Source organism: Sphingobium sp. YR768 (assembly GCF_900111125.1).
GTDB lineage: Bacteria > Pseudomonadota > Alphaproteobacteria > Sphingomonadales > Sphingomonadaceae > Sphingobium.
Genome location: NZ_FOGE01000004.1, coordinates 172,311 through 195,208, shown reverse-complemented (window position 1 = coordinate 195,208; position 22,898 = coordinate 172,311). Strand labels below are relative to the sequence as shown.

26 protein-coding genes are annotated in these 22,898 nt (G+C 62.9%); 17 read left to right on the top strand and 9 right to left on the bottom strand.

The features are described 5' to 3' along the window. Positions 1 to 154 precede the first annotated feature (154 nt). Entirely contained in the window at positions 155 to 2,767 is a 2,613-nt protein-coding gene (locus BMX92_RS07835) for an EAL domain-containing protein (RefSeq protein WP_177184966.1), read from the bottom strand. Positions 2,768 to 2,878: 111 nt separating this feature from the next. Beyond that, entirely contained in the window at positions 2,879 to 3,991 is a 1,113-nt protein-coding gene (dnaN, locus tag BMX92_RS07830; protein ID WP_093014495.1) for a DNA polymerase III subunit beta, read from the bottom strand. Between the two features lie 173 nt (positions 3,992 to 4,164). On the opposite strand from dnaN, the gene BMX92_RS07825 reads away from it, so the two are divergent. The 5 genes from BMX92_RS07825 to BMX92_RS07805 all read left to right on the top strand — a co-directional run bounded on the left by BMX92_RS07825 (position 4,165) and on the right by BMX92_RS07805 (position 7,343). Then, complete coding sequence (locus BMX92_RS07825; protein WP_093014863.1) at positions 4,165 to 4,653, top strand: hypothetical protein; 489 nt, start codon at positions 4,165 to 4,167, stop codon at positions 4,651 to 4,653. A gap of 162 nt (positions 4,654 to 4,815) precedes the next feature. Beyond that, positions 4,816 to 5,076: a hypothetical protein gene (locus BMX92_RS07820; RefSeq protein WP_143066740.1), complete on the top strand. Its 261-nt coding sequence runs from the start codon at positions 4,816 to 4,818 to the stop codon at positions 5,074 to 5,076. 11 nt (positions 5,077 to 5,087) lie between these two features. Then, positions 5,088 to 5,597: a hypothetical protein gene (locus BMX92_RS07815; protein WP_143066739.1), complete on the top strand. Its 510-nt coding sequence runs from the start codon at positions 5,088 to 5,090 to the stop codon at positions 5,595 to 5,597. Beyond that, on the top strand, positions 5,594 to 6,841 hold the full coding sequence (gene rlmN, locus BMX92_RS07810; protein WP_093014486.1) for a 23S rRNA (adenine(2503)-C(2))-methyltransferase RlmN: 1,248 nt from the start codon (positions 5,594 to 5,596) through the stop codon (positions 6,839 to 6,841). The genes BMX92_RS07815 and rlmN overlap by 4 nt, the downstream gene beginning before the upstream one ends. Before the next feature lie 79 nt (positions 6,842 to 6,920). Next, a complete protein-coding gene (locus tag BMX92_RS07805; protein ID WP_093014860.1) occupies positions 6,921 to 7,343 on the top strand; it encodes a hypothetical protein in 423 nt (140 codons plus the stop codon). 94 nt (positions 7,344 to 7,437) lie between these two features. Here BMX92_RS07805 and BMX92_RS07800 read toward each other — a convergent pair whose 3' ends face one another. Beyond that, complete coding sequence (locus BMX92_RS07800) at positions 7,438 to 7,947, bottom strand: porin family protein (RefSeq protein WP_093014483.1); 510 nt, start codon at positions 7,945 to 7,947, stop codon at positions 7,438 to 7,440. A 338-nt stretch (positions 7,948 to 8,285) separates the two neighbouring features. Beyond that, positions 8,286 to 8,846 carry an outer membrane protein gene (locus BMX92_RS07795; protein WP_093014480.1) on the bottom strand — a complete coding sequence of 187 codons (561 nt, stop codon included), beginning with the start codon at positions 8,844 to 8,846 and terminating at the stop codon, positions 8,286 to 8,288. Between the two features lie 262 nt (positions 8,847 to 9,108). On the opposite strand from BMX92_RS07795, the gene BMX92_RS07790 reads away from it, so the two are divergent. The 5 genes from BMX92_RS07790 to BMX92_RS07770 all read left to right on the top strand — a co-directional run bounded on the left by BMX92_RS07790 (position 9,109) and on the right by BMX92_RS07770 (position 12,658). Continuing rightward, the gene (locus BMX92_RS07790; protein WP_093014858.1) at positions 9,109 to 9,828 is read left to right on the top strand and encodes a cytochrome b/b6 domain-containing protein; all 720 of its coding nucleotides are present in this window, start codon (positions 9,109 to 9,111) and stop codon (positions 9,826 to 9,828) included. After that, on the top strand, positions 9,825 to 10,571 hold the full coding sequence (locus tag BMX92_RS07785; RefSeq protein ID WP_093014477.1) for a molybdopterin-binding protein: 747 nt from the start codon (positions 9,825 to 9,827) through the stop codon (positions 10,569 to 10,571). Before BMX92_RS07790 ends, BMX92_RS07785 begins: the two co-directional genes overlap by 4 nt. A 31-nt stretch (positions 10,572 to 10,602) precedes the next feature. Next, entirely contained in the window at positions 10,603 to 11,844 is a 1,242-nt protein-coding gene (locus tag BMX92_RS07780) for an SAM-dependent methyltransferase (protein WP_093014474.1), read from the top strand. Between the two features lie 123 nt (positions 11,845 to 11,967). Continuing rightward, positions 11,968 to 12,282, top strand: coding sequence for a hypothetical protein (locus BMX92_RS07775; RefSeq protein ID WP_093014471.1), 315 nt, complete (start codon positions 11,968 to 11,970; stop codon positions 12,280 to 12,282). Between the two features lie 100 nt (positions 12,283 to 12,382). Beyond that, positions 12,383 to 12,658, top strand: coding sequence for a DUF3297 family protein (locus BMX92_RS07770; protein WP_093014468.1), 276 nt, complete (start codon positions 12,383 to 12,385; stop codon positions 12,656 to 12,658). A gap of 35 nt (positions 12,659 to 12,693) precedes the next feature. Here BMX92_RS07770 and BMX92_RS07765 read toward each other — a convergent pair whose 3' ends face one another. From BMX92_RS07765 to BMX92_RS07745, 5 genes are all read right to left on the bottom strand, one after another. After that, a complete protein-coding gene (locus BMX92_RS07765) occupies positions 12,694 to 13,461 on the bottom strand; it encodes a CHAP domain-containing protein (protein ID WP_093014465.1) in 768 nt (255 codons plus the stop codon). Between the two features lie 78 nt (positions 13,462 to 13,539). After that, positions 13,540 to 14,073 (bottom strand): CHAP domain-containing protein, encoded by a 534-nt coding sequence (locus BMX92_RS07760; RefSeq protein ID WP_093014462.1) that lies wholly within the window; start codon positions 14,071 to 14,073, stop codon positions 13,540 to 13,542. Between the two features lie 108 nt (positions 14,074 to 14,181). Next, the gene (gene recF / locus BMX92_RS07755) at positions 14,182 to 15,255 is read right to left on the bottom strand and encodes a DNA replication/repair protein RecF (protein WP_093014459.1); all 1,074 of its coding nucleotides are present in this window, start codon (positions 15,253 to 15,255) and stop codon (positions 14,182 to 14,184) included. Between the two features lie 285 nt (positions 15,256 to 15,540). Continuing rightward, positions 15,541 to 15,750 (bottom strand): hypothetical protein, encoded by a 210-nt coding sequence (locus BMX92_RS07750; RefSeq protein ID WP_093014456.1) that lies wholly within the window; start codon positions 15,748 to 15,750, stop codon positions 15,541 to 15,543. A 251-nt stretch (positions 15,751 to 16,001) separates the two neighbouring features. Beyond that, positions 16,002 to 16,502 carry a hypothetical protein gene (locus tag BMX92_RS07745; protein ID WP_093014856.1) on the bottom strand — a complete coding sequence of 167 codons (501 nt, stop codon included), beginning with the start codon at positions 16,500 to 16,502 and terminating at the stop codon, positions 16,002 to 16,004. A 94-nt stretch (positions 16,503 to 16,596) separates the two neighbouring features. Here BMX92_RS07745 and BMX92_RS07740 point away from each other — a divergent pair, with 94 nt between their 5' ends. From BMX92_RS07740 to ccoG, 7 genes are all read left to right on the top strand, one after another. Further along, a complete protein-coding gene (locus BMX92_RS07740; protein ID WP_093014453.1) occupies positions 16,597 to 17,004 on the top strand; it encodes a VOC family protein in 408 nt (135 codons plus the stop codon). Then, positions 17,001 to 17,531 carry a peroxiredoxin gene (locus tag BMX92_RS07735; protein WP_093014450.1) on the top strand — a complete coding sequence of 177 codons (531 nt, stop codon included), beginning with the start codon at positions 17,001 to 17,003 and terminating at the stop codon, positions 17,529 to 17,531. The genes BMX92_RS07740 and BMX92_RS07735 overlap by 4 nt, the downstream gene beginning before the upstream one ends. Positions 17,532 to 17,771: 240 nt before the next feature. After that, positions 17,772 to 19,430 carry a cytochrome-c oxidase, cbb3-type subunit I gene (ccoN, locus tag BMX92_RS07730; protein WP_093014448.1) on the top strand — a complete coding sequence of 553 codons (1,659 nt, stop codon included), beginning with the start codon at positions 17,772 to 17,774 and terminating at the stop codon, positions 19,428 to 19,430. A gap of 96 nt (positions 19,431 to 19,526) precedes the next feature. Next, the gene (ccoO, locus tag BMX92_RS07725; protein WP_093014445.1) at positions 19,527 to 20,273 is read left to right on the top strand and encodes a cytochrome-c oxidase, cbb3-type subunit II; all 747 of its coding nucleotides are present in this window, start codon (positions 19,527 to 19,529) and stop codon (positions 20,271 to 20,273) included. Beyond that, positions 20,270 to 20,440, top strand: coding sequence for a cbb3-type cytochrome c oxidase subunit 3 (locus BMX92_RS07720; protein ID WP_093014442.1), 171 nt, complete (start codon positions 20,270 to 20,272; stop codon positions 20,438 to 20,440). The genes ccoO and BMX92_RS07720 overlap by 4 nt, the downstream gene beginning before the upstream one ends. Further along, positions 20,433 to 21,359, top strand: a complete 927-nt coding sequence (gene ccoP / locus BMX92_RS07715) for a cytochrome-c oxidase, cbb3-type subunit III (protein ID WP_093014439.1) — start codon at positions 20,433 to 20,435, stop codon at positions 21,357 to 21,359. Before BMX92_RS07720 ends, ccoP begins: the two co-directional genes overlap by 8 nt. A 102-nt stretch (positions 21,360 to 21,461) precedes the next feature. Then, the gene (gene ccoG / locus BMX92_RS07710; RefSeq protein WP_093014436.1) at positions 21,462 to 22,895 is read left to right on the top strand and encodes a cytochrome c oxidase accessory protein CcoG; all 1,434 of its coding nucleotides are present in this window, start codon (positions 21,462 to 21,464) and stop codon (positions 22,893 to 22,895) included. Positions 22,896 to 22,898 lie beyond the last annotated feature (3 nt).

Sequence of the window (22,898 nt, the reverse complement as noted above, 5' to 3'; positions counted from 1 at the left end):
GGATCAAACCAATCTCATCTCACTCTAGCCATGCGAACATAAAAAGGGGAGCGGCAGGTGACTGCCACTCCCCTTTTTAATGTTCGTCTGGCCTACGGAAGTTCCAGCCATCAGGACAAGGCCGATGGTATCCTGTCTTTGTTCGGTCGCTGCTTTACCCCGCCATCGTGCGGGGCGGGTGGCGCAGGCTGCTGATGTCAACCGCGCTGGCGAATTCGATGCCGGTGCGGTCGTCCTTCGACCAGCGGCTGGTGGCGCTGATCATCTGATTTTCGCCCAGTTCGATCGTGAATGGCGTGCCGGGCGGCACGTTCCATAGGCCCTCGATCAGCGCGCCGGTGGCCGATATGTTGCGGATGCGACCGGTATAGGCATGGCCATCATGATGCACGGTGATGGTGCGCAGCATCGTCTTGCGTTCCGGTCGGCTGGAACGATGCCCCTTGGCATTGGCCACGGTGCCGGTGCTGCGCTGGGCGATCAGCACATCGTCCACCGGCATCGGCCGGCCGTAGATATAGCCCTGAATATGGCTGCATCCCAGTTGGCGGATCAGGTCCAGTTCGTCCTGCGTTTCCGCGCCTTCGGCCGTGGTGTCCATGCCCAGCGCTTCGGCCAGGCTGACGATCGCCTTCACGATCGCGCTGTTGCGGCTGCCCTTGATCGCGGCGCCGCGCACGAAGCTCTGGTCGATCTTGATCTTATCGAACGGCGCCTTCTTCAGATAGCCAAGCGAGCTGTAGCCGGTGCCGAAATCGTCGAGCGCCAGCCGCACGCCGATCGCCTTCAGGCGGGCGAACATCGAATCGGTGCCGTCATCGTCGTTCAGGAAGACGCTTTCGGTGATTTCCAGCTCCAGCCGTTCGGGCGAAAGCTGGGCGGCGGCGAGCGCGTTCATCACCGTCGAGGGGAAGCCGGGATTGGCGAACTGGCTGGGCGAGACGTTGACCGCGACGCGCACCCCTTCCTGCCATTGCGCGGCATCGCGACAGGCGGTGCGCATCACCCATTCGCCGATCTGCCCGATCAGGCCGGTATCTTCGGCAATGGGCACGAACAGGGCCGGGGAAATCGGGCCACGCACCGGATGGGTCCAGCGCAGCAGCGCTTCATAACCGACGATATGCTCCGTCTTCGAGGAAACGACCGGCTGATAGACGAGGTGCAGGCCATCGGCCGCGAGCGCGCGGCGCAGATCCTCCTCCAACTGGCGGCGATCCTCCGCATCGGCATGCATGTCGGACGAGTAGAAACGATGGACGCCGCGGCCATTGCCCTTCGCCGCATAGAGGGCAAGGTCGGCGTTGCGGGTCAGCGCGTCGGCCGTGACGCCATCCTGCGGACAGATGGACAGGCCGATCGACACGCCGATGACGACGCTCGTCCCCTCGATCGTATAGGGTTGCGACACGGCGCTGATGATCGACTGGGCCAGATGGGCCAGTGCCGCCTGGGCATGACGGCCGGGCAGCAATATCTTGAATTCGTCGCCGCCCTGGCGACCGACCAGCCCCTTGTCGCCGACCACGCGCTGCAAGCGCTGGCTGACCTGCCGCAGCAGGGCGTCGCCGGCGGGATGGCCGAGCGTGTCGTTGACCGTCTTGAACCGGTCCAGGTCCAGCAGCATCAGCGCGCATTCGCCCGGCTTGCCATGGCGATCGGCGACCGCCTGTTCCAGCGAGCGCAGCATCTGGATGCGGTTGGCAAGGCCCGTGAGCGAATCGAACTGGGCGAGGCGCGTGACCTCCGCCTGGCTGCGACGCATTTCGGTCAGGTCAGTGCCCGACCCGCGAAAGCCGTGAAACTGGCCATATTCGTTGAAGACCGGCTGGCCGGAAATCGACCACCAGCGCTCTTCCTTCGACAGGGCGGCGCAGACGGCCAGTTCGGAAAAGCCGGTGCGGGCCGACAGATGGAAGCCGAGCGTCCGCTCGCCCTCCCCCTGTTTCTTGTCGCCCGGACGGATGATGTCCGTGATCGGTCGGCCGATCAGCCCGGTCGCCGGCGCATCCAGCGTCTGCACCAGCGTATCGGACATATAGGTGAGCAGCCCCTGCCGGTCGGTTTCCCAGAACCAGCCGCGCCCGCTGCGTTCATGTTCCTGAAGCAGACGGTCGGACCGCTGGGCGCGCAAATCCTGCCGGTGGCGGGTGATGGCCTGATCGCGATCCGCCGTCGCCTGTCGCACGGTCGCGATCAGCATGACGAGGACGCAACTGCACAGCAGGCCGATCTGCATCGTGCCGGCGCGCTCCAACACCGACACCAGCAGCGCGCCGAGGAAATAGCTGATCCCCAGCAGGCGACGATCGCCGAAGATGCAGACCGCGAGCAGCGCCACCGACAGTTCCGGCACGGCGGCCAGGAACAGGGCGTCGGTCGCCGCCTTTGGCTCATGGCCCAGCCACAGGCTGAAGCTGAGGCCCGACAGGAACACCATCGGCAGCATCAGCCAGTTCTGGACATGGGGCATACGCCGCTGGAACCAGCTTCGGCGCGGCAGCAGCATCAGCATGCCGTCGATCGCCAGCATCGCGATCATGATGATGGCCTGCATCATGTTGCCGGAATAGAAGGGCAGTTTGAGCAGCGCGACGACGCAGATCTTGGCCAGCAAAATCAGGGGCCAGAGACGCGCGATATGGACGAAAGTGCCGGAAATCCAGGAGGCCGACACTTCGGTCCCGCTTTCGGACAGGCCGAGCGCGACCATCAGAGTCATGGATCGGGAAGGATTGTCGGAAAGGGACGCGCGCAGCAAGGACATGCGCCCGTGCATAGCGCATAGTCCTTGCCAGAGAATTACTTAGCGGGGCGGATAATCAATTTCCCTTGGGCCATCTTTATTGAGCCTTGATCCGCCCTATCGATGCGCGGTTCAGACGCGCATCGGCATCAGCACATAAAGTGCTGGGCTATCATCATTTTCCCGGATGAGCGTGGGCGCGGCGGCATCCGCCAGATGCAGTTCGACAAGATCACTGTCGATCTGTCCGAGAATGTCGAGCAGGTAGCGCGCATTGAAACCGATGTCGAACCCTTCGCCCTGGAAGGCGCCGGGCACTTCTTCGGCCGCCGTGCCATTTTCGGGGCTGGTGACGGACAAAGTGATGCGATCCTTGTCCAGCGTCATCTTGACCGCGCGGGTCTTTTCGGTGGCGATGGTGGCGACGCGATCGACGCCATCCTCAAAGCTGCGCGGATCGATCTTGAGCAGCTTGTCGTTCGCGGTCGGGATGACGCGGCTATAATCGGGGAAGGTCCCGTCGATCAGCTTGCTGGTCAGGATCGCGCTGCCCAGATTGAAGCGGATTTTGGTGGCCGACAGGCTGATCTGCACCGAGCCCTCGACCTCATCAAGCAGCTTGCGCAGTTCGCCGATGCATTTGCGCGGGATGATGATCCCCGGCATGCCTTCGGCGCCGTCGGGACGGACCACGGTGACGCGGGCTAGGCGATGACCGTCGGTCGCCGCAGCCTTGAGAACCGGCTGATCCTCATCCGACACATGGAAATAGATGCCGTTCAGATAATAGCGCGTCTCTTCGGTCGAGATGGCGAAGCGGGTCTTGTCGATGATCTGCTTGAGCGTTTCGGCCGGCAGTTCGAACTGCGTGGGCAGGTCGCCTTCGGCGATGACGGGGAAGTCGTCGCGCGGCAGGGTCGACAGGTTGAAGCGGGCGCGGCCCGCCTGGATCAGCATCTTGCCCTCGGCCGCCTGGAGCGACACCTGGCTGCCTTCGGGCAGCTTGCGGGCGATGTCGAACAGGGTATGGGCGGAAATGGTGGTGGAGCCGGCCTGTTCGACCTGCGCCGACACGCTTTCGACCACCTGAAGGTCGAGATCGGTCGCCATCAGCTTGATCGCGCCGTCGGCCGACGCTTCGATCAGCACGTTGGACAGGATGGGAATCGTGTTCCTGCGCTCCACCACCGACTGGACGTGGCTCAGGCTCTTGAGGAGCGTTGCGCGTTCGATGGTGGCCTTCATGTCCCTGTTCTGTCCGTTTCTTTTTAAGCCGATAGCCGGGGATTCGGTCGAATCCCGGCGACAATGATGGATGCTTCTTCATAACCGCTGTGACGGCTTGGGCAAGCGTCGGCTTCGTCCTTTCGCATCATGGCGGGGTTGCAAATGGGGACAGGTTGGGCTTTGCCAGCCAGATGCGCCGCACCCCCGCCCTTCTGATCCTGCCGCTGATGCTGGCGACACCAGCACAGGCGCGCGATTCGCTGGGGATATTCGAAAGCTGGGGGGCCTTTCGCGATCCCGCGACGCCGCGCTGCTATGCTATCGCTCAGCCGGTTGCCCGCCAGGGCCAGAGCGCGAAGGGCTTCGCATCGGTCGGCAACTGGCCGCGCCAGCGGGTGCGCGGGCAGGTGCATATCCGCCTGAGCCGCGCGCGGGCGGCCAAGGCGCCGGTGACGCTGGTCGTGGGCGAGCGGCGCTTTTCGCTGGTCGCCGGGCAGATGGACGCCTGGGCCGCCGACGCGCGCGGCGACGCGCAGATCATCGCAGCGATGCGTTCCGCCACCAGTATGAGCGTCGCCAGCATCGGCGCGGACGGGCGCGGATTCGCCGACAATTATGCGCTTCGCGGCGCCGCGACGGCGATCGACGCGGCCGCGCTGGGCTGCGCGAAACTGCGCTAATCTTGACTTTTTGGGTCTGCATAGATATCTGGGACTATCCCGTCCCCGGCATGCCGTCTTGAGGCGCTCGCAAGAGCAGATATCAGCTCAAGGCCGATTCCGGGGACATTTTGCGTTTGCGCGGAATGACCGATGCTCGAAGACCGACAGATTCAGACATTGATGAAGCAGGTTGCAGCGGGAATCATTCCGGCCGCGCAGTTGCTGGATGTTCGCACGGAGCCTGCTCTGGATGCAGAAGGCAAGGATGCGCTACGGATTACGCTGGTGATCACAGACGATGCTGCCCAAACCCTGACCGGCGCACAACTCGGCCATCTTCTGCTGGACGTCCATGACAGCCTGCTGAAGCAAGGTGACGAACGCTTTCCGCTCATTTCCTATGCCACGCCGACGGATAGTGGCGAAGCAGACGACGACTAGGACCCGTTCAATTGGCCGTTCTCAACCCTGACCATTTGCTCGATCAGGCGCTGTTGCTCGTCAACGCGACGCCTGGCAGAAAGCCGCGTCAGGTGAATCTGAGGCGCGCCATATCGAGTGCCTATTATGCCGTCTTTCATCAGATTCTGACGGCGACGGCTGATGAATTTGTGGGGAAGGCCTTGCGGCAGGATAGCCGCCATGCGTTACTCTATCGCAGCATCGATCATGGCGCGGCACGCCGGATCTGCGAAGAAGCGCTGCGTCCCGGCCCGACAGCCAAATATAGAAAATTCGTGCCTGGCAGTGGGTTCGAAACCCATATTCGGGCATTTTCGAGCAATTTTCTAAGTCTCCAGAACCGGAGGCATGAAGCAGATTATGACCCGTCCCAGCTATTTACGACGGTTGATGCCATGTTCGCGATCTATCTTGCCAAAAGCGCCCTGGAGGAATTTGCTTCCAGCAGCGCTGATGGACGAAAACTTTTCCTCACTCTTATGGTATTCCCACCCCGATGATGCAGATTCCCGGCCATATCGACCCTGTGCCCGTGCCGCGTGCGGTGACGCCGCGTGAGGATGGGCGTGTCGACCTGATGGGGCTGTCGCGCCCGCAGATAAAGGGTGCGCTGGAGGAGGCGGGGCTGGACGTGAAGGCGGCCAAGCTGCGGTCCAAGCAGTTGTTCCACTGGCTCTATCATCGCGGCACCACCGATTTCGAGGCGATGACCGATCTGGCCAAGCCGATGCGCGGCTGGATGGCCGAACGCTTCGTCGTCGGACGCCCGCAGGTGGTGGAAGCGCAGGTGTCGAGCGATGGCACGCGCAAATGGCTGCTGCGGTCGGACGACGGGCAGGATTATGAAATGGTCTTCATCCCCGATGCGGACCGGGGCACTTTGTGCGTGTCCAGCCAGGTTGGCTGCACGCTTAATTGCAGCTTCTGCCACACCGGCACGATGCGGCTGGTGCGCAACCTGACGCCGGGCGAGATCGTGGGTCAGGTGATGCTGGCGCGCGACGCGCTGGGCGAATGGCCCAAGGGCAATATGGCGGCCGTCAACGATGTCGATGCCGAGGAAGACGAGGATGCGCCGCAATATTCGCCGGACGGGCGGATGCTGACCAACATCGTGATGATGGGCATGGGCGAGCCGCTCTATAATTTCGAGCATGTGCGCGACGCGCTGAAGGTCGTGATGGACGGCGACGGGCTGGCGCTGTCGCGCCGGCGCATCACCCTGTCGACCAGCGGCGTGATCCCGATGATGGCGCGCGCCAGCGAGGAGATCGGCGTGAATCTGGCCGTCTCGCTCCATGGCGTGACCAAGGAAATCCGTGACGAACTGGTGCCGCTGAACCGCAAATATGGGATCGAGGAGCTGCTTCAGGCCTGCGCCGACTATCCCAAGGCCAGCAACGCCCGCCGCATCACCTTTGAATATGTGATGATCAAGGACAAGAATGACAGCGACGAGGACGCGCGCGAACTGGTCCGCCTGATCCGCAAATATAAGCTGCCGGCCAAGGTCAACCTGATCCCGTTCAACCCCTGGCCGGGCACCGATTATGAATGTTCGACGCCCGAACGGGTGCGCGCGTTCAGCTCCATCGTTTTCGAAGGCGGCATCAGCGCGCCGGTGCGCACGCCGCGCGGGCGCGACATCATGGCGGCCTGTGGCCAGTTGAAGTCCGCGAGCGAGAAGAAGAGCAAGGCGGAAATGAAGCGTCTGGCCGAAGAGAAGCAAGCCGCACTCGGATAATCCGGGGCTGACAGGATGCGCGCTGCGCAAAAACCGAACCCCGCCCGAAATGGCGGGGTTTTCTTTTGGGGGAATGACGATGACCGATGATGAGATCGATGGGCTGGTCGACGGCTTTCTACGCTGCACCCTGCCCAAGGAAGAGTGGACCCATGCCGCCCATTTCGCGGGCGCGCTGTGGCTGATGCTTCGTCGACCGGATGTGCAGCCCGAACGCGACATGCCCGGCATGATCCGCCGCTATAATGAAAGCGTGGGCGGGGTGAACAGCGATAGCAGCGGCTATCATGAGACGATCACGCAGGCGTCGCTGCATATGGCGCGCCGGTTACTCGCCACGCTGCCGGCCGATGTGACGCCGGCCGCTGCGCTTTCTGCGCTGATGGCGTCCCCGCTGGGGAACAAGGACTGGCTGTTCACCTACTGGTCGCGCGACGTGCTGATGGCGCCTGATGCCCGGCTGGCGTGGGTGGCGCCGGATCTGCGCGCGCTGCCCGCATAAAGCCCGCATAGAAAAAAGGCGGCCCCTTGCGGGACCGCCCTTCTCCATCCCCACATCGACGAGCGACGTGCGGATTCTGATCATTTGAGAGGGATCAGAAACGGAAGCCGATGCCGACCAGGCCAGCGTCGCGACCACCGAAATTATCTTCATATTCGGTGCGCTGATATTCGGCCGAGATGTAGGTGTTCGGGGTCACCGAATATTCCAGACCGCCGCCATAACGCACGCCTTCCAGCGAAGTGTGGGCGCCAGCCGCTTCGATGCGAGCGCTGGTGTAGCCAACCTTGCCGAAGGCCAGGATCTGCGGGGTCACGACATAACCGGCGCGGATCGAGCCGGCGATTTCGCGGCTGGCGTCGATGCCGTTGCCGTCGACGGTCGAGTCACCGAACGACAGTTCGGGGCCAAAGGTGATGCGCGGGGTCACAGCGATGTCGTAACCGGCGGTCACGCCATAAGCGAAGCCTTCTTCGCCCTGCGCCTTGTCAAAGCCAGCCGTGACGCCAGCGCGCGGCCCGGTGAAGGGCGCAGCGTCCTGAGCGAAGGCAGGGGCCGAAACAACGGTGGCAGCAGCAATAGCTGCGAAAATCACAGTCTTCATAAAGTCCTCGATATTTATCTATTCGCCGCGACTTAAATATTAATCCGGCGTTCAGGTTCGATGCAAAGCAATCATGAATTTTTACTCACGAAACCTCCTGCGTCTTTTCTCTCCATTATCAGAGAGAGAAGAGCGTGACCTGCATCATGATCACGCAGAGGCCATCTAGGATCGCCAGATTGAGTTGCAAAGGGGTCAGATGTTTATTTCAATCAATTTCAGGGCTTGTGTTGCAAAACGGTGACAATGCCTCTTCCGCCCATCTCTTGCGGGCATCCGCCATGCAAAAGGGGCGGCTGTCGCCAGCCGCCCCTTCCGATCGCATGAGAGAGGTCCGCTCAAAACCGGAACCCCACGCCCGTCACGACCTGATGCCGGGACAGGCCGGCTTCATAGTTGGAATAGCGATATTCGCCCTTCAGGAAGAGGCTGTCGCTCAACTGATATTCCAGCCCTGCGCCCAGACGCAGCCCGTCGGCATTGTCGCCGCCGCTGACCGTGCCGCCCTCTCCCGCGTCGCCGCTATATTCGAACCGGGCATTGGTGTAGCCAAGCTTGGCATAGGCCAGCGCGCCATCGCCCAGCGGCACGCCGATGCGGCCGCCGACATAGAGATCACGATCCGTGACGGTGCGCCCGCCCGCATAGCGTTTCTTCGCGGTGGAATCGGAAATTTCCGCCTCCAGCCCCAAAATCACGCCACCGGCGGCGACATCATAGCCGGCATTGACGCCATAGAGCAGGCCATTGGCCGAACTGACGGCGTCGGCATCGACCCGATCATAGCCGGTGATGATTTCGGCATGGGCGCCGGTAAAGGAAACGGGTTCGCGCGCAAAAGCGGGCGCAGAAATGAAACACAGGACCGAAGCGGCCAGAAAAATCGTAATATTCTTCATTTTACCCATCTATCTTCATGCGTCGAAGCATCAAAATGTTTGACAGGCGACCTGATTATCAACCCCTTATCGAATAAGGAATTTTGTTATTATTATGCTGCAAATATGATTTTCGCGTATCGACTTGGTTTTTCCCTTGCGGGATCGCCGTTGATGAAATTCATCCGGCAGTTCCATTGTCGTTCGACTAACGACATCATAGACGCCGCCAACGACATGATCCCGTATGGACGCGCAGCAAAAAAGGGATAGGATCGCGCCCATGGACAGCCGGACCGACACTGCGGGCATGGTGGTCAGGCGCCACCGCCTGTCCACACGGCTCTGGCACTGGCTGAATGCACTACTGCTCTATGTGCTGCTGACCAGCGGCCTTGGCATCTTCAATGCGCATCCTCGCCTCTATTGGGGGCAATATGGCGCCAATCCCGACCATGCCTGGCTGATACTGGAGCGTTTCGGCGGCTGGATCACCCTGCCCGCCCGCTATAATCTGTCGATGTCGCGGCACTGGCATCTGGCCGCCGCGCCGGTCTTCGCCTTCGCGCTGCTTTTCTACATGCTCTGGAGCCTGGCCAACCGGCATATCGCCCGCGACCTGGCCTTTGCCCGCGAGGAAATCCGGCCGCGCCATATCTGGCAGGATATCCGGGATCATGCCCGGCTGCGCTTTCCCACCGGGGCGGCGGCATTGCGCTATAATGTGCTGCAAAAGGCGAGCTATATCGGCGTCATCTTCATCGCCTTGCCGCTGATCATCCTGACCGGCCTGACCCTATCGCCCGGCATGAATGCGGCCTGGCCCTGGCTGGTCGATCTGTTCGGCGGGCGGCAATCGGCACGGTCGATCCATTTTCTCACCGCCTTTGCGCTGGTTGCCTTCTTTCTGGTCCATATTCTGATGGTGCTGCTGGCCGGACCGCTGAACGAGGTACGATCGATGATCAGCGGCCGCTATCGTGTGCCCAAGGACCGGCCATGATCTTGACCCGCCGAGCGATGCTGATCGGTGCGACCACGACGCTGGCGGGATGCGACCGGATCGGTAGCAATGCGCGTTTCCGCGAAGCGCTGTTTTCCGCCGAGAATTTTCACAAATGGGCGCAGCGCAGCCTGATGACGCGCGATGCGATGGCGCGGGAATTCCGGCCGGACCAGATTTCCCCGATCTTTCGCGCCAATGGCACCGCCAATCCCAATACGCCCGAATATAAGGCGCTGTGGCGGGGCGATTTCGCCGACTGGCGGTTGCGCGTCGATGGACTGGTAACGCGGCCCCTGTCTCTGTCGCTGGCGCAGTTGCACAGCCTGCCCCATCGCGAGCAGATCACCCGCCATGATTGTGTCGAGGGGTGGAGCGCGATCGGCCAGTGGCGCGGCGTGCCCTTGAAGACGATTCTCGACGGCGCGGGGCTACGGAGCCAGGCGCGCTACATCGTCTTCCATTGCGCGGACAGGATGGGCACGGGGCGCCCCTATTATGAGAGCATCGACCTGACCGACGCCTTCCACCCCCAGACCCTATTGGCCTTCGCACTGAACGACCGGCCACTGAGTGTGGCCAATGGCGCGCCGCTGCGGCTGCGGGTGGAGCGGCAACTGGGATATAAGCAGGCGAAATATCTGATGCGGATCGAAGCCGTGCAACATTTGTCCGGCATAGGCGCGGGCAAGGGCGGATATTGGGAAGACCACGCCAATTATGATTGGTATGCCGGGATTTGACGCCTGCGAAACGACATGACAAGGTGGCTGCATGAAACTGTTTGAACGTGTTCTCAAGCGGTTGGTCACGCGTGGCCAGCTTACCGTCCACTATTTTGGAGGAGGCAGCTTCACCGTCGGTCAGCCCGATCCGGCCTTCCCCAATCTGGCGCTGCGCTTTGCCGACAAGCGCGTGCCCTTCGACATCATCAAGGACCCGCGGCTGGGCATGGCCGAAGCCTGGATCGACGGCCGCGTCGGCATTGAGGGCGGCGGCATCATGGAATTCATCTCCATGATCCGGGCCAACAATCCCTGGGAACAGGGCAAGTCGATCGACGCCAAGAGCTTCCTCAGCCGCAGTTTCAAGAGCGCCCGGCAGAAATTCTGGCGGCTCAACCACAAAGGCCGGTCCAAGGCGAACGTCGCCCATCATTATGACCTGTCGGGCGCGCTTTACGCCCTCTTCCTCGACCGTGACCGCCAATATAGCTGTGCCTATTTCCCCGATGCCGACAATGAAGCCGGGATCAGCCTGGAGCAGAGCCAGGAGGACAAGAAGGCGCATATCGCCGCCAAGCTGCACCTGAAGCCAGGCATGAAGGTGCTGGACATCGGCTGCGGCTGGGGTGGCATGGCGCTCTATCTGCATCGCACCTGCGGCGTGGACGTGACCGGCATCACCTTGTCGGAAGAGCAGTTGAAGGTCGCGCGCCAGCGGGCGCAGGATGCGGGCGTAGCCGATCATGTCCGGTTCGAACTGATCGACTATCGCGACATGCAGGGACCGTTCGACCGGATCGTGTCGGTCGGCATGTTCGAACATGTCGGCACCGCCCATTTCCGCACCTTCTTCAACAAATGCCGCGAATTGCTGTCGCCCGAGGGGGTGATGCTGATCCACACGATCGGCCGGGTCGGCGGGCCGGGCATCACCGACGCCTTCACCCAGAAATATATCTTCCCCGGCGGTTATATCCCAGCCCTGTCGGAGATGATCCAGGGCAGCGAGGATACGCGCCTGATGGTGACGGATGTGGAGGTGCTGCGCATCCATTACGGCCTCACCATCCGCGAATGGTATAAGCGCACCATGGCGGCCAAGGCGGATATCGTCGCCCTCTATGACGAGCGATTCTTCCGCCTGTGGACCTTCTACCTCGCCGGTGCGGCGACGGTGTTCGAACATGGCGGCATGGTGAATTATCAGGTGCAATATGTGCGCGATCGCCGCACCCTGCCCATTACCCGCGACTATATGCAGGAGGCGGAAGCGGCGCTGCGGGGCCGCTGATAGCGCGTAAAATTGTCTGAATAGAGGCTGACAGGCGCGTTCCCGGACGGTTCAGTCGGGGACGCGCATTCTCCCCTCCATGCCCCGGCCCATGCCGGGCGGGCATATGAGGAGAGACATGGCATGACTCTGTTTTGGAAGGGCGCGGCGGCGTTGAGCCTGGCCGTAGCCGGGCTGGGTGCGGCGAGTGCGCCGGCACAGGCCCAATATTATGGCGGCAATGGTTGGCGCGACGGACGCGATGTCCGCTGGGACAATCGGCGCTGGGATAATAATCGCCGGTGGGACGATCGCCGTCACTGGCGCGGTGACCGGCGCGACTGGCGCGGCAATCGCGGCTATAACCGCCCCCATTATCGCTATCGCCAGCGCTGCTGGACCGAATGGCGCTACGACTATTATCGCGACCGCGACGTGCGCGTGCGCATCTGTCGCTGAACGGCCATGCGACCCGTCCATGGCCAGAGGACGGGTCGCATGTTGACGGAGGGCGGGACCAGACGCTAGGCGCGATGCAGCATTTTCGAGGAATCCGACCATGAGCGACACGCCCCCCGACCATCTGTCCACCAATCCCAAGAGCCCCCATTTCGACATGGAGGTGCTCCAGCGCGGCATCGGCATCCGTTTCAAGGGCCGCGAGCGCAAGGATGTGGAGGAATATAATATTTCGGAAGGCTGGATTCGCGTCGCCGCCGGCAAGAGCCGCGACCGTCATGGCAATCCGCTGACGATCAAGCTGAGCGGCGAAGTCGAAGCCTGGTTCGAGACGCCAGCCGAGGGCGCAGACGACAAGCCCGCCGACGCAGAATAAGTAAAAATGGGGTGCCGAGGCGCCCCATTTTTTTGTCAGTTCATCGCGGCGTCGCGCTTCACATCGGCGATGATCGCACCCAGCGATCGTTCCGCAGGAGCGCTGTCGGCATATTCGACGATGAAGGGATCGGTCTCCAGCCTGGGCGCGGGCTTGCGCACGGCCTTCGCCCGGATCAGCCTGGGTTCCGCAGGGCGCGCCTGCGCCAGCATCAGGCCGCGTGGCGACACCGGCGTGGGCCGGGCCGCCGCCGTCATGACTGGCAGGCGCTGTTCGTCCCACATGTCCGGATCGATCTTCGCAAAGCGCACGCTGGCGCCCAGCGATGCGTCCGGTACGAAATCATGCAATTTCGCCCTGGCCGGATAGATGAAGCCATAGGTCGGGTTGGTGCGCGCGCCCATCTGCCCGGTCGGGCTGTGCCAGACGCGCACCTGGCTCCAGTCGCCATCCTCCGACACGTCGATCGCCAGCACATCTTCCTCGATCGATCCGGGGACCGACCAGTTGGCATGACGGATCAGCACGCGGCGATCCCCCAATATCTTGCTGACCACCGCGACATGGCCCAGCGCCATCGGCCCATAGGGACGGAAGGCCAGCACCGCGCCCTTCTTAGGCTTGTGCCCGCGCTTATATTGCCCGTCTGCCTGGTCCCACCAGTTGAGCGCATCACCGCGAATCGCCACGCCGGACACCGTCCGGGCATAATGCACGCATTGCAGCACCGCCGCGCCGAAACCGGGCGCAGCCATCAAACCGGACAGCAGCGCAGCCGCCGCCCAGCGCATCTTTCGTCTCATTCCGCGATCCCGAAACGTTGAGAATCGCCCCACCAAGGACGACCCTAAACGCTGGATTCTTTGGGAAAGGTTAAAGGCTTAGAAAGCAGCGCGCATCGCTGCGCCGCCGGTCGGGTCGGCCGATGCGATGCGCACCGGAGCCTGATCGACAGCCTTGGGCGCGTCGGCGTAGATGAAGCCCTTGGCCGGGTTCGAACGCAGGCCCAGGTCGCCGATCGGGCCATACCATACCCGAACATCGGTCCAGTCATTATTGGCCGACACGTCGATGGCGCGGACATTACGCTCCACGCCGCCGCGATAGGACCAGTTGGCATGGGTCAGCAGCACTTCGCGATCGCCCAGCACCTTGCTGACCATCGCGACATGGCCGACCGGCATCGAGCGGCTGGCGGCGAAAGCGAGGACGGCACCGACGCGGGGTTCATGACCACGGTCATAGCGGCCTTCGGCCTGACCCCACCAGGTGTTGGCATTGCCGTGAAGATCGATGCCCGAAACCTGACGGGCGAAAGGGGCGCATTGCAGCGTACCAGCGATGGCGGGGACAGCGATCAATGCAGAGAGCGCAAGAATGGACGTCGCGATAAACGCGCGAAAACCAGCGAACATTCGATTGCGACCCCGACTTATTGTGTAGGCTTGAACCCCGATGACTGCTTTAGGGCAGACGCCGGACGAACCGACAAGCGCCGGGCGACGAGTCGTTTCGACGATGCGTTATGTTGCGGAACGAAAAACATGGCCGGCCGTTACGGTCAGCCGCGTTGCATCATCCAGATCGTTGAAAAGACTGGATTCTGTCCCCGTCATCCACACCTGCCCCCGACTATCGCGCAGGCGCTGGAACAATGCGCTGCGGCGAGACGGGTCGAGATGGGCCGCCACTTCATCGAGCAGCAGCACCGGCGGTTGCCCCCGGTCGGCGGCGACCAGCGCGACATGGGCGAGCAGGATCGAGAGCAGAAGCGCCTTCTGCTCCCCGGTCGAACAGAGCGCAGCGGCCTGCCCCTTGGCAATATGCGTGACGGACAGGTCGTGGCGATGCGGGCCGGACAAAGTGCGCCCCGCCGCCGCATCGCGCCGCCGTTCCCGCCCCAGACGCAGGGCCAGCGATTCGTCGGCCAGATCCTCTCCGCCATCGATCGCGATGCGCGGGCGGGCGAAAGGTTCGTCGGGCTGATCGACCAGCGCGTCATTGAGTAGCGCAACGAGATCGGCCCGCGCACCGGCCAGCGCCGCGCCATGCTCGCCCATCTGCGCTTCCAGCGCGGTGAGCCATGCCGGATCGGCGCGGCGCGGATCGGTCAGCAGCCGGTTGCGCGCCCGCATCGCCGCATCATAGCGCGCGCTGTGCGCCGCATGGCCGGGGTGCAGCGCCAGCGTGAGCCGGTCGAGGAAGCGGCGGCGGCCGCCCGGGCTATCGAGGAACAGCCGGTCCATCGCCGGGGTCAGCCAGACGATCGACAGATGATCGGCCAGCGCATTGGCGGAGGAGGCGACGCCCCCGATCCGCACCTGTCGCCGCTCCGGGCTGGCCGCCGTGACGCCGGTGCCCAACACCACGCCATCCACTTCCGCCGCGATGCCGAAGCCGCCCGGCCCATCCTGCCGCGCCATGGCGGAGAGGGACGCGCCGCGCAGGCCCCGGCCCGGCGCCAGCATCGACACGGCTTCCAATATGTTGGTCTTGCCCGCGCCATTGTCACCGGTCAGCAGGATGAAGGCATGATCGGGCAGGATCAGCGCATCCGCATGGTTGCGGAAATCGCTCAGGGTCAGGCGGCCGATCATCGCGCCCGCTGTAGCGAGGAGCGGGGGCGGAGGGAAGTTCTGTTCCTATGCGGTGGGGTGGCGATCGGAAGATCGGTTTTTTGATGTTAGCTGGGGTAGGGAGCCGACTATCGACTTAGAAACCGTTTGAAAATGGATACGGGTCGGTCTGACGGTGCTTTTGCGCGCTGGCTGCGTTGCGATCTTGCCACGATGTCCCGGCATCGTAGCTGCGATCGCGCCTTGCCAGCACGCAAAATCCCTCGCCAGCCCTCAGCCGTACCATTCTCAAACGGTCTCTTAGGACTAAATCATCTGACTCACTTCACCCGACACCTTATCGACGTCAAAACCGATAATGTCGTAAAGAGGTAGCCCGTCAGGCCGTGTAGGTTGCAACGCGATGGCCCAAATTTTTGGGTGTTCGCGGATAGAGGTTATCGGATAAGTATAACCCTGTTCGCCAATGTAGGCGATGCAGGCTTCTACCAGTTCGATGGCCTTATGCTTGTCCATGGCCCTACATAGCGAATGGTTCGAATGTTGCCCACTGGTCGTCAGCCAGTTTTTCAATTACCGGGCCAGCGAAGGCTGACATCTGCGGCGGAGACGCGAGGCAGTTGAACGTAGCGCTAATTCAAGCCTATCGCGCTACCGCCTGAGACCCCAGCTTTCGCTGGGGTGACGGGAGGCGGGACTGACGCTTGCAAGCAAATTGCGCCCCGCTCGCTTGTCCTTCTCGGGTCGATACCGATCATGGACCCAACCTAACAGCGCTTGCGCACCACGGCCGTTCCGTCGTTGGTGATCGTCAACGCCTGCCCTTCCGGGGAGGCGCGCATCTGGAGGGTGCGGGTCCAGCTTTGGCCTTCGCCGGTGAAGGCGGCATCCACCGCGACGCGGCCGTCGCTCTCCGCGCGGACCGCTTTCACGGTACCGACGCTTTCGTGGAAGATCAGGCTGTCGGGCGCGACCTTCAGTTCCAGCGGAGCGGCGCGGTCGCCGCATTTTTCCTGTTCGCCGACCCAGCGCCCCTGAAAGGCGGCGGGGATCAGGCCATCGGGCGCTGCGGGTGGCGGGGGCGTATCGACGGTGGGGGATGGTTCGGTCGGGGCTATGCCATTGGCGGGCGCGTCGGCCGGGCGCGCGTCCGGCACGGCCTGATCCAATATATTGGTGACGACGCCGGGTTGCTTCGCGGCGTCCTGATCCTGCTTGCCGCAGGCAGCGATCGGCAGGAGCAGGCTGAGCAAGATCATCCTCTTCATGATCAAGGAACCCGGCGCGCGGCGCGCGGTTCCGTCGCATGACTTGGGCCGGGGGCCGTGATAGCGTGCCGCGACCATGAGAGGAGTCGAGGCGATGCCGGTATTGGGAATGGGTGGCCTGTTCTTTCGATCGCGCGACCCCGATGCGCTGGCCGCCTGGTATCGCACGCATCTGAATGTCGGCGGGGGATGCGTCGTCAATCCCGATGACGCACCCAATGAATGGATATGGCAGCCGCTGGGCGGGCCGATGGTCTTCGCCCCATTCAAGGCGGACAGCGACTATTTCGCCGCCGACAAGGCCTTCATGCTGAATTTTCGCGTGTCCGATCTGGATTCCCTGCTGGCGGACTTGCGCGCGGCGGACGTTGAGATCATCACCAAGCCCGAATGGGACGACCCCGTGCTCGGCCGTTTTGCCCGCATTCATGACCCGGAGGGCAATGCGATCGAATTATGGGAACAGCCCGACCAACGCCCGACCCAAGGAAATGATCTATGAAGCGCCTGTCCCTGCTGCTCGCCGCCGCCATCGCCGTCAGTTCGAGCGGGGCGATGGCCGCGCTCGCCATCGGCGCCAAGGCACCCGATTTCACCACGCGCGGCGCGATTGCGGGCAAGACCTTCACCGTCACCCTGTCGCACCAGTTGAAGCGCGGGCCGGTGGTGCTCTATTTCTTCCCCAAGGCGTTCACGCCCGGCTGTTCGGCCGAAGCGCGTGAGTTCGCCGAGAATATCGAGAAGTTCAAGGCGGCGGGCGCGACCGTGATCGGCATGTCGGCCGATCCAGTGGACGATCTGGTCGCCTTCTCCACCAAGGAATGCGCGGGCAAGTTCGCCGTGGCATCGGCCGGACCGGGCATCGTGTCGGGCTATGACGTGGCGCTGAAGATGCGGCCGGGCATGACCGACCGTACATCCTATGTCATCGCGCCGTCGGGCCGCATCGCCTTCGTCCATAGCGAGATGAGCTATGCCGGCCATGTGAAGAGCACGCTGGCCGCGGTCGAGGCGATGAAGACGCAATAAGCGGCTTTGGCGCACCCCGCTTTCACCATGATCCCGTTCGTCCCGGTTTGTTAGAGACCGTTTGAAAATCGAAGAATAGCCCGATGGCTCAAGGCGAGGGCGAAGGGATGGGAGGCAACCACCCCATCGCCCTACGCACTATCCCGTAAAGACCCGCCGCGCCGCTTTTGACAGAGGTCAAGGCATAAGGGCGGCGTCCGCGCGAAGGGCGCCGCAAAAGCCTTTTGCGGGGACAGGTCGATGGACAGACTGGTTTTGCGGACGGGCGGCTGGTTCGCGCTGGCGCTGATCGCCTTTGCGGCGATGCTGGCGGCGCGGGACGGCGGCTTTGCCGTTCATATGGGGATCGTAAGCGCGGTGGCGCTGGGGCTGGCCGTCTATGCCATGCGCAGCGCCGATTATGCCGGATTTGCGCGCGGCCTGATGAAGATGCCCGCCGATCAGGGCAGATATTATGACGATGTGATCCGCTGGGGCGTGATCGCGACCGTCTTCTGGGGCCTCGCGGGCTTTCTGGCGGGCCTCTATATCGCGTTGCAACTCGCCTTCCCGGCGCTCAATCTGGGCCTGGAATATACCAGCTTCGGCCGCCTGCGCCCGCTGCACACGTCGGCGGTGATCTTCGCCTTTGGCGGCAATGCCTTGCTCTCCACCAGCTTCTATGTCGTGCAGCGCACCTGCCGCGCCCGGCTGTTTGCGCCCAAACTCGCGGACTTCGTCTTCTGGGGATACCAGCTCTTCATCGTGCTGGCGGCGACCGGCTATCTGCTGGGCATTACCGAGGGCAAGGAATATGCCGAGCCGGAATGGTATGTCGACCTGTGGCTGACGATCGTCTGGGTTTGCTACCTGATCGTCTTCGGCGGCACCGTCATCAAGCGCAGCGAGCCGCATATCTATGTGGCCAACTGGTTCTACCTCGCCTTCATCCTGACGATCGCGATGCTGCATATCGTCAACAATCTGTCGATGCCCGTCAGCCTGCTCGGCTCCAAAAGCTATAGCGCCTTTGCGGGGGTGCAGGATGCGCTGACGCAGTGGTGGTACGGGCATAATGCGGTGGGCTTCTTCCTGACCGCCGGCTTCCTGGCCATGATGTATTATTTCGTGCCCAAACAGGCGGAACGGCCGGTCTACAGCTATCGCCTGTCGATCATCCATTTCTGGTCGCTGATCTTTCTCTATATCTGGGCCGGTCCGCATCACCTCCATTACACCGCCCTGCCCGACTGGGCGCAGACGCTGGGCATGGTCTTTTCGATCATGCTGTGGATGCCGAGTTGGGGCGGCATGATCAACGGCCTGATGACGCTCAATGGCGCATGGGACAAGATCCGTACCGATCCGATCATCCGCATGATGGTGATGGCGCTGGCCTTCTATGGCATGAGCACCTTCGAAGGACCGGTGATGTCGGTGAAGGCGGTCAACAGCCTGTCCCACTATACCGACTGGACCATCGGCCATGTGCATAGCGGCGCGCTGGGCTGGAACGGCCTCATCACCTTCGCCTGCCTCTATTATCTGACGCCGCGCCTGTGGAAACGCGAACGGCTCTACTCGCTAAGGCTGGTGAACTGGCACTTCTGGCTCGCGACGCTGGGGATCGTCCTCTACGCCGCCGCCATGTGGGTCGCGGGCATCATGCAGGGCCTGATGTGGCGCGAATATGGGGCCGACGGCTATCTCGTCTACAGCTTCTCCGAAGTCGTGAGCGCGATGCTGCCCATGTATCTGATCCGCGCAGCCGGGGGCCTGATGTATCTGGCGGGCGCGATCATCATGGCCTGGAACATCGGCATGACCATCGCGGGCAAGCCGCTGCGCGACGAGAAGCCGATGCGCGACGCGGTCTATGACGCCGGTGCGGACAAGCCCCTCATTCCTGCTGCCACCTAAAGTCCCGTTCGTGCTGAGCCTGTCGAAGGGCGCGCGTGCTTCGACAGGCTCAGCACGAACGGACGTCGGAATTCAGTCCATCAAAGGACAAAGACAATGACAAGCAAAGCAAAGGGTAGGTTTTTCGATCATGGCAGGCTGGAGCGGAATATCTCGCTGCTTGGCATCGCCTCTCTGATCGTCGTCGCCATCGGCGGCATAGTGGAGATCGCGCCGCTCTTCTGGATCGACAATACGATCGAGAAGGTGGAGGGGGTCCGCCCCTATACCCCGCTCGAACTGGCGGGCCGGAACATCTATATCCGCGAAGGCTGCTACAACTGCCATAGCCAGATGATCCGCCCCTTCCGCGACGAAACGGAACGCTATGGCCATTACAGCCTAGCGGCGGAGAGCATGTACGACCATCCGTTCCAATGGGGGTCGAAGCGCACCGGGCCGGACCTTGCCCGCGTCGGCGGCCGCTATTCGGACGAATGGCATGTTCAGCATTTGAAAGACCCGCGCGCCGTGGTGCCGGAATCGATCATGCCGACCTATCCCTTCCTCGCCGAGCGGGAACTGAACGCCGGCGACATGCGCGGCGACCTGACCGCGTTGACGCGGGTGGGTGTGCCCTACAGCAAGGATGATGTGGCCAAGGCGAATGATGACCTGAAGGCGCAAGCCGATCCCAATGCCGATGCCGCCGACCTGCTCAAGCGCTATCCCAAGGCGCAACAGCGCGATTTCGACGGCAATCCCGCCAGGCTGACCGAGATGGATGCGCTGGTCGCCTATCTCCAGATGATCGGCACGCTGGTCGATGTCGATGCGGCGAAACCCCAGGAAGAACCGCGATGACGTACGATGCGCTCCGCCACTTCGCCGATAGCTGGGGGCTGGTCTTCATGGGGGTGAGCTACATCATCCTCGTCGGCTGGCACTTCCTGCCGCGCGGCCGCCGGCACAGCCGCGACGCCGCCACGATGATCTTCAGGAAAGACGAGACGGAGGCCGACCATGGCTGACGGACAGGACAAGAAAATCGACGCCGCCACCGGCACCGAACTCAAGGGCCACGAGTGGGACGGCATCGCTGAACTGGATACGCCGCTGCCGCGCTGGTGGCTGTGGACCTTCTACGCGACCATAATCTTCGCGATCGGCTATGTGATCGCCTATCCGGCGATCCCGATGCTGCACGATTATACGCGCGGCATGCTGGGCTGGTCGAGCCGGGGCGCGCTGGACAAGGAACTGGCCGCACGCGAGGCGGAAATCGCGCCGCTGCGCCGGGCGATCGCCGACACGGCGATAACCGACCTGCCCGGCAAGCCGCAACTGATGCAGGCGGCGGTCGAGGGCGGACGCGCCGCGTTCAAGGTCCATTGCGTCCAGTGCCATGGCTCCGGTGCGGCGGGGGCGAAGGGCTATCCCAACCTCAACGACGACGACTGGCTGTGGGGCGGCGATCTGGCGACGATCGAAAAGACGATCACCGACGGCGTGCGCAACCCGAACCATGATGCGACCCGTGTATCGATGATGCCCGCCTTCGGCCGCGACCAGTTGCTGACCAGCGCGCAGGTCAACGATGTGGTCGCCCATGTCCGGGTCATCAGCCGACAGGACAAGGCCAGCGCCGCTTCGCAGCGCGGGACACAGGTCTTCGCCGACAATTGCGCGGTCTGTCATGGCCCGGATGGAAAAGGCACGCGGGCGCTTGGCGCACCCAACCTGACCGACGGCATCTGGCTCTATGGCGGCGACGCGGAGACGATCCACGAAACCGTATGGAACAGCCGTCAGGGCGTGATGCCGCGCTGGGACGACAAGCTGGACAAGGCGACCATCCGCATGCTGGCGACCTATGTCCACAGCCTGGGCGGGGGTGAAGCGACGCCGGTGGACGAGACGGCAGATAATGAAGCAACCGCGCGACCATAACACCGTTCGGGCTGAGCCTGTCGAAGCCCTGTCCTTTTCTTCCGCAGAGAAGGACGGCCCTTCGACAGGCTCAGGGCGAACGGGTTCTTCAGGAATCCCATCATGCTGATGCCGGCCGGGTCCAGCGACCTCTATGAAAAGCGCAAGGGCGTCTATCCCAAGGCGGTCGACGGCTTCTATCGTCGCCTGAAATGGGCGATCATGGCGGTGACGCTGGCCATCTACTGGGTCACGCCATGGCTGCGCTGGGATCGTGGGCCTTATGCCCCCGATCAGGCGGTGCTGGTCGATCTGGCCCACCGGCGCTTCTACATGTTCGCGATCGAAATCTGGCCGCATGAATTTTATTATGTCGCGGGCCTGCTGATCATGGCGGGGATCGGGCTGTTTCTGGTGACGTCGGCAGTGGGTCGGGCCTGGTGCGGCTATGCCTGCCCGCAGACGGTGTGGACCGACCTCTATCAACATGTCGAACGCTTCACCGACGGCGATCGCAATGCGCAGATAAGGCTGGCGAAGGCACCATGGAGCGCCGCCAAGATCGCGCGCCGCCTCGCCAAATGGAGCATCTGGCTGGGCATCGCCTTCGCCACGGGCGGCGCATGGATTTTCTATTTCGCCGATGCGCCCAGACTCAGCCATGATTTCTGGGCTGGCAGCGCCGCGCCGGTCGCCTATGCCACGGTAGCCGTGCTGACCGCCACGACCCTGTTGCTGGGCGGCTTCATGCGGGAGCAGGTGTGCATCTATATGTGCCCCTGGCCGCGCATCCAGACCGCCATGCTGGACGAAAAATCGCTAGTCGTCACCTATAAGGACTGGCGCGGCGAACAACGCGGCAGCGTGAAGAAGGCGCAGGCGAAGCCCGACCTGTTCGGAGACTGCATCGACTGCAACCAGTGCGTCGCGGTCTGCCCCACCGGCATCGATATTCGCGAAGGGGCGCAAGTCGGCTGCATCACCTGCGCGCTGTGCATCGACGCCTGTGACAAGGTGATGGCGCAGGTCGGGCGACCGCGCGGGCTGATCGATTATTGCACGCAGGAGGATGCGGAGGCCGAGAAGCAGGGCGCTGCCCCCCGCCCCGTCCTCAAGACGCTGCTGCGCCCCCGCACATTGGCCTATGCGGCGGTATGGCTGTCGATCGGGGCGGCCATGCTGTTCGCACTGGGCGCGCGCACCCGGATCGACATCGCCGCACAGCAGGATCGCAACCCCATATTCGTGCGGCTGTCCGATGGCGCGATCCGCAACGCCTATATGGTCAAGGTCCGCAATATGGAGGCACGGCCGCGCCCGGTGACGGTCGCTGTCGAGGGCCTGCCCGGCGCGATGCTGTGGACCGACGCCATGCCGCGCGAGCAGGCGGCAGCGACCGTCACCGCCACCGTTCCCGCCGACAGCGTGGCCAAGCTGCGCCTCTTCATCGCCGCCCCGGCGCCCGGACCACAGCGGCAGGATTTTGCCTTCACCGTCCGCGCCACCGACCGCGAAGGCGGCGGCGACCGCGAACCCGCCCGTTTCGAAAGGCCCTGAACC

Bases quoted from the DNA above. Each gene is read 5' to 3' on its own strand.
- BMX92_RS07835 (WP_177184966.1), bottom strand. From the start codon at position 2,767: ATGTCCTTGCTGCGCGCGTCCCTTTCCGACAATCCTTCCCGATCCATG.
- dnaN (WP_093014495.1), bottom strand. From the start codon at position 3,991: ATGAAGGCCACCATCGAACGCGCAACGCTCCTCAAGAGCCTGAGCCAC.
- BMX92_RS07825 (WP_093014863.1), top strand. From the start codon at position 4,165: ATGCGCCGCACCCCCGCCCTTCTGATCCTGCCGCTGATGCTGGCGACA.
- BMX92_RS07820 (WP_143066740.1), top strand. From the start codon at position 4,816: ATGAAGCAGGTTGCAGCGGGAATCATTCCGGCCGCGCAGTTGCTGGAT.
- rlmN (WP_093014486.1), top strand. From the start codon at position 5,594: ATGATGCAGATTCCCGGCCATATCGACCCTGTGCCCGTGCCGCGTGCG.
- BMX92_RS07805 (WP_093014860.1), top strand. From the start codon at position 6,921: ATGACCGATGATGAGATCGATGGGCTGGTCGACGGCTTTCTACGCTGC.
- BMX92_RS07800 (WP_093014483.1), bottom strand. From the start codon at position 7,947: ATGAAGACTGTGATTTTCGCAGCTATTGCTGCTGCCACCGTTGTTTCG.
- BMX92_RS07795 (WP_093014480.1), bottom strand. From the start codon at position 8,846: ATGAAGAATATTACGATTTTTCTGGCCGCTTCGGTCCTGTGTTTCATT.
- BMX92_RS07790 (WP_093014858.1), top strand. From the start codon at position 9,109: ATGGACAGCCGGACCGACACTGCGGGCATGGTGGTCAGGCGCCACCGC.
- BMX92_RS07785 (WP_093014477.1), top strand. From the start codon at position 9,825: ATGATCTTGACCCGCCGAGCGATGCTGATCGGTGCGACCACGACGCTG.
- BMX92_RS07780 (WP_093014474.1), top strand. From the start codon at position 10,603: ATGAAACTGTTTGAACGTGTTCTCAAGCGGTTGGTCACGCGTGGCCAG.
- BMX92_RS07775 (WP_093014471.1), top strand. From the start codon at position 11,968: ATGACTCTGTTTTGGAAGGGCGCGGCGGCGTTGAGCCTGGCCGTAGCC.
- BMX92_RS07770 (WP_093014468.1), top strand. From the start codon at position 12,383: ATGAGCGACACGCCCCCCGACCATCTGTCCACCAATCCCAAGAGCCCC.
- BMX92_RS07765 (WP_093014465.1), bottom strand. From the start codon at position 13,461: ATGAGACGAAAGATGCGCTGGGCGGCGGCTGCGCTGCTGTCCGGTTTG.
- BMX92_RS07760 (WP_093014462.1), bottom strand. From the start codon at position 14,073: ATGTTCGCTGGTTTTCGCGCGTTTATCGCGACGTCCATTCTTGCGCTC.
- recF (WP_093014459.1), bottom strand. From the start codon at position 15,255: ATGATCGGCCGCCTGACCCTGAGCGATTTCCGCAACCATGCGGATGCG.
- BMX92_RS07750 (WP_093014456.1), bottom strand. From the start codon at position 15,750: ATGGACAAGCATAAGGCCATCGAACTGGTAGAAGCCTGCATCGCCTAC.
- BMX92_RS07745 (WP_093014856.1), bottom strand. From the start codon at position 16,502: ATGAAGAGGATGATCTTGCTCAGCCTGCTCCTGCCGATCGCTGCCTGC.
- BMX92_RS07740 (WP_093014453.1), top strand. From the start codon at position 16,597: ATGCCGGTATTGGGAATGGGTGGCCTGTTCTTTCGATCGCGCGACCCC.
- BMX92_RS07735 (WP_093014450.1), top strand. From the start codon at position 17,001: ATGAAGCGCCTGTCCCTGCTGCTCGCCGCCGCCATCGCCGTCAGTTCG.
- ccoN (WP_093014448.1), top strand. From the start codon at position 17,772: ATGGACAGACTGGTTTTGCGGACGGGCGGCTGGTTCGCGCTGGCGCTG.
- ccoO (WP_093014445.1), top strand. From the start codon at position 19,527: ATGACAAGCAAAGCAAAGGGTAGGTTTTTCGATCATGGCAGGCTGGAG.
- BMX92_RS07720 (WP_093014442.1), top strand. From the start codon at position 20,270: ATGACGTACGATGCGCTCCGCCACTTCGCCGATAGCTGGGGGCTGGTC.
- ccoP (WP_093014439.1), top strand. From the start codon at position 20,433: ATGGCTGACGGACAGGACAAGAAAATCGACGCCGCCACCGGCACCGAA.
- ccoG (WP_093014436.1), top strand. From the start codon at position 21,462: ATGCTGATGCCGGCCGGGTCCAGCGACCTCTATGAAAAGCGCAAGGGC.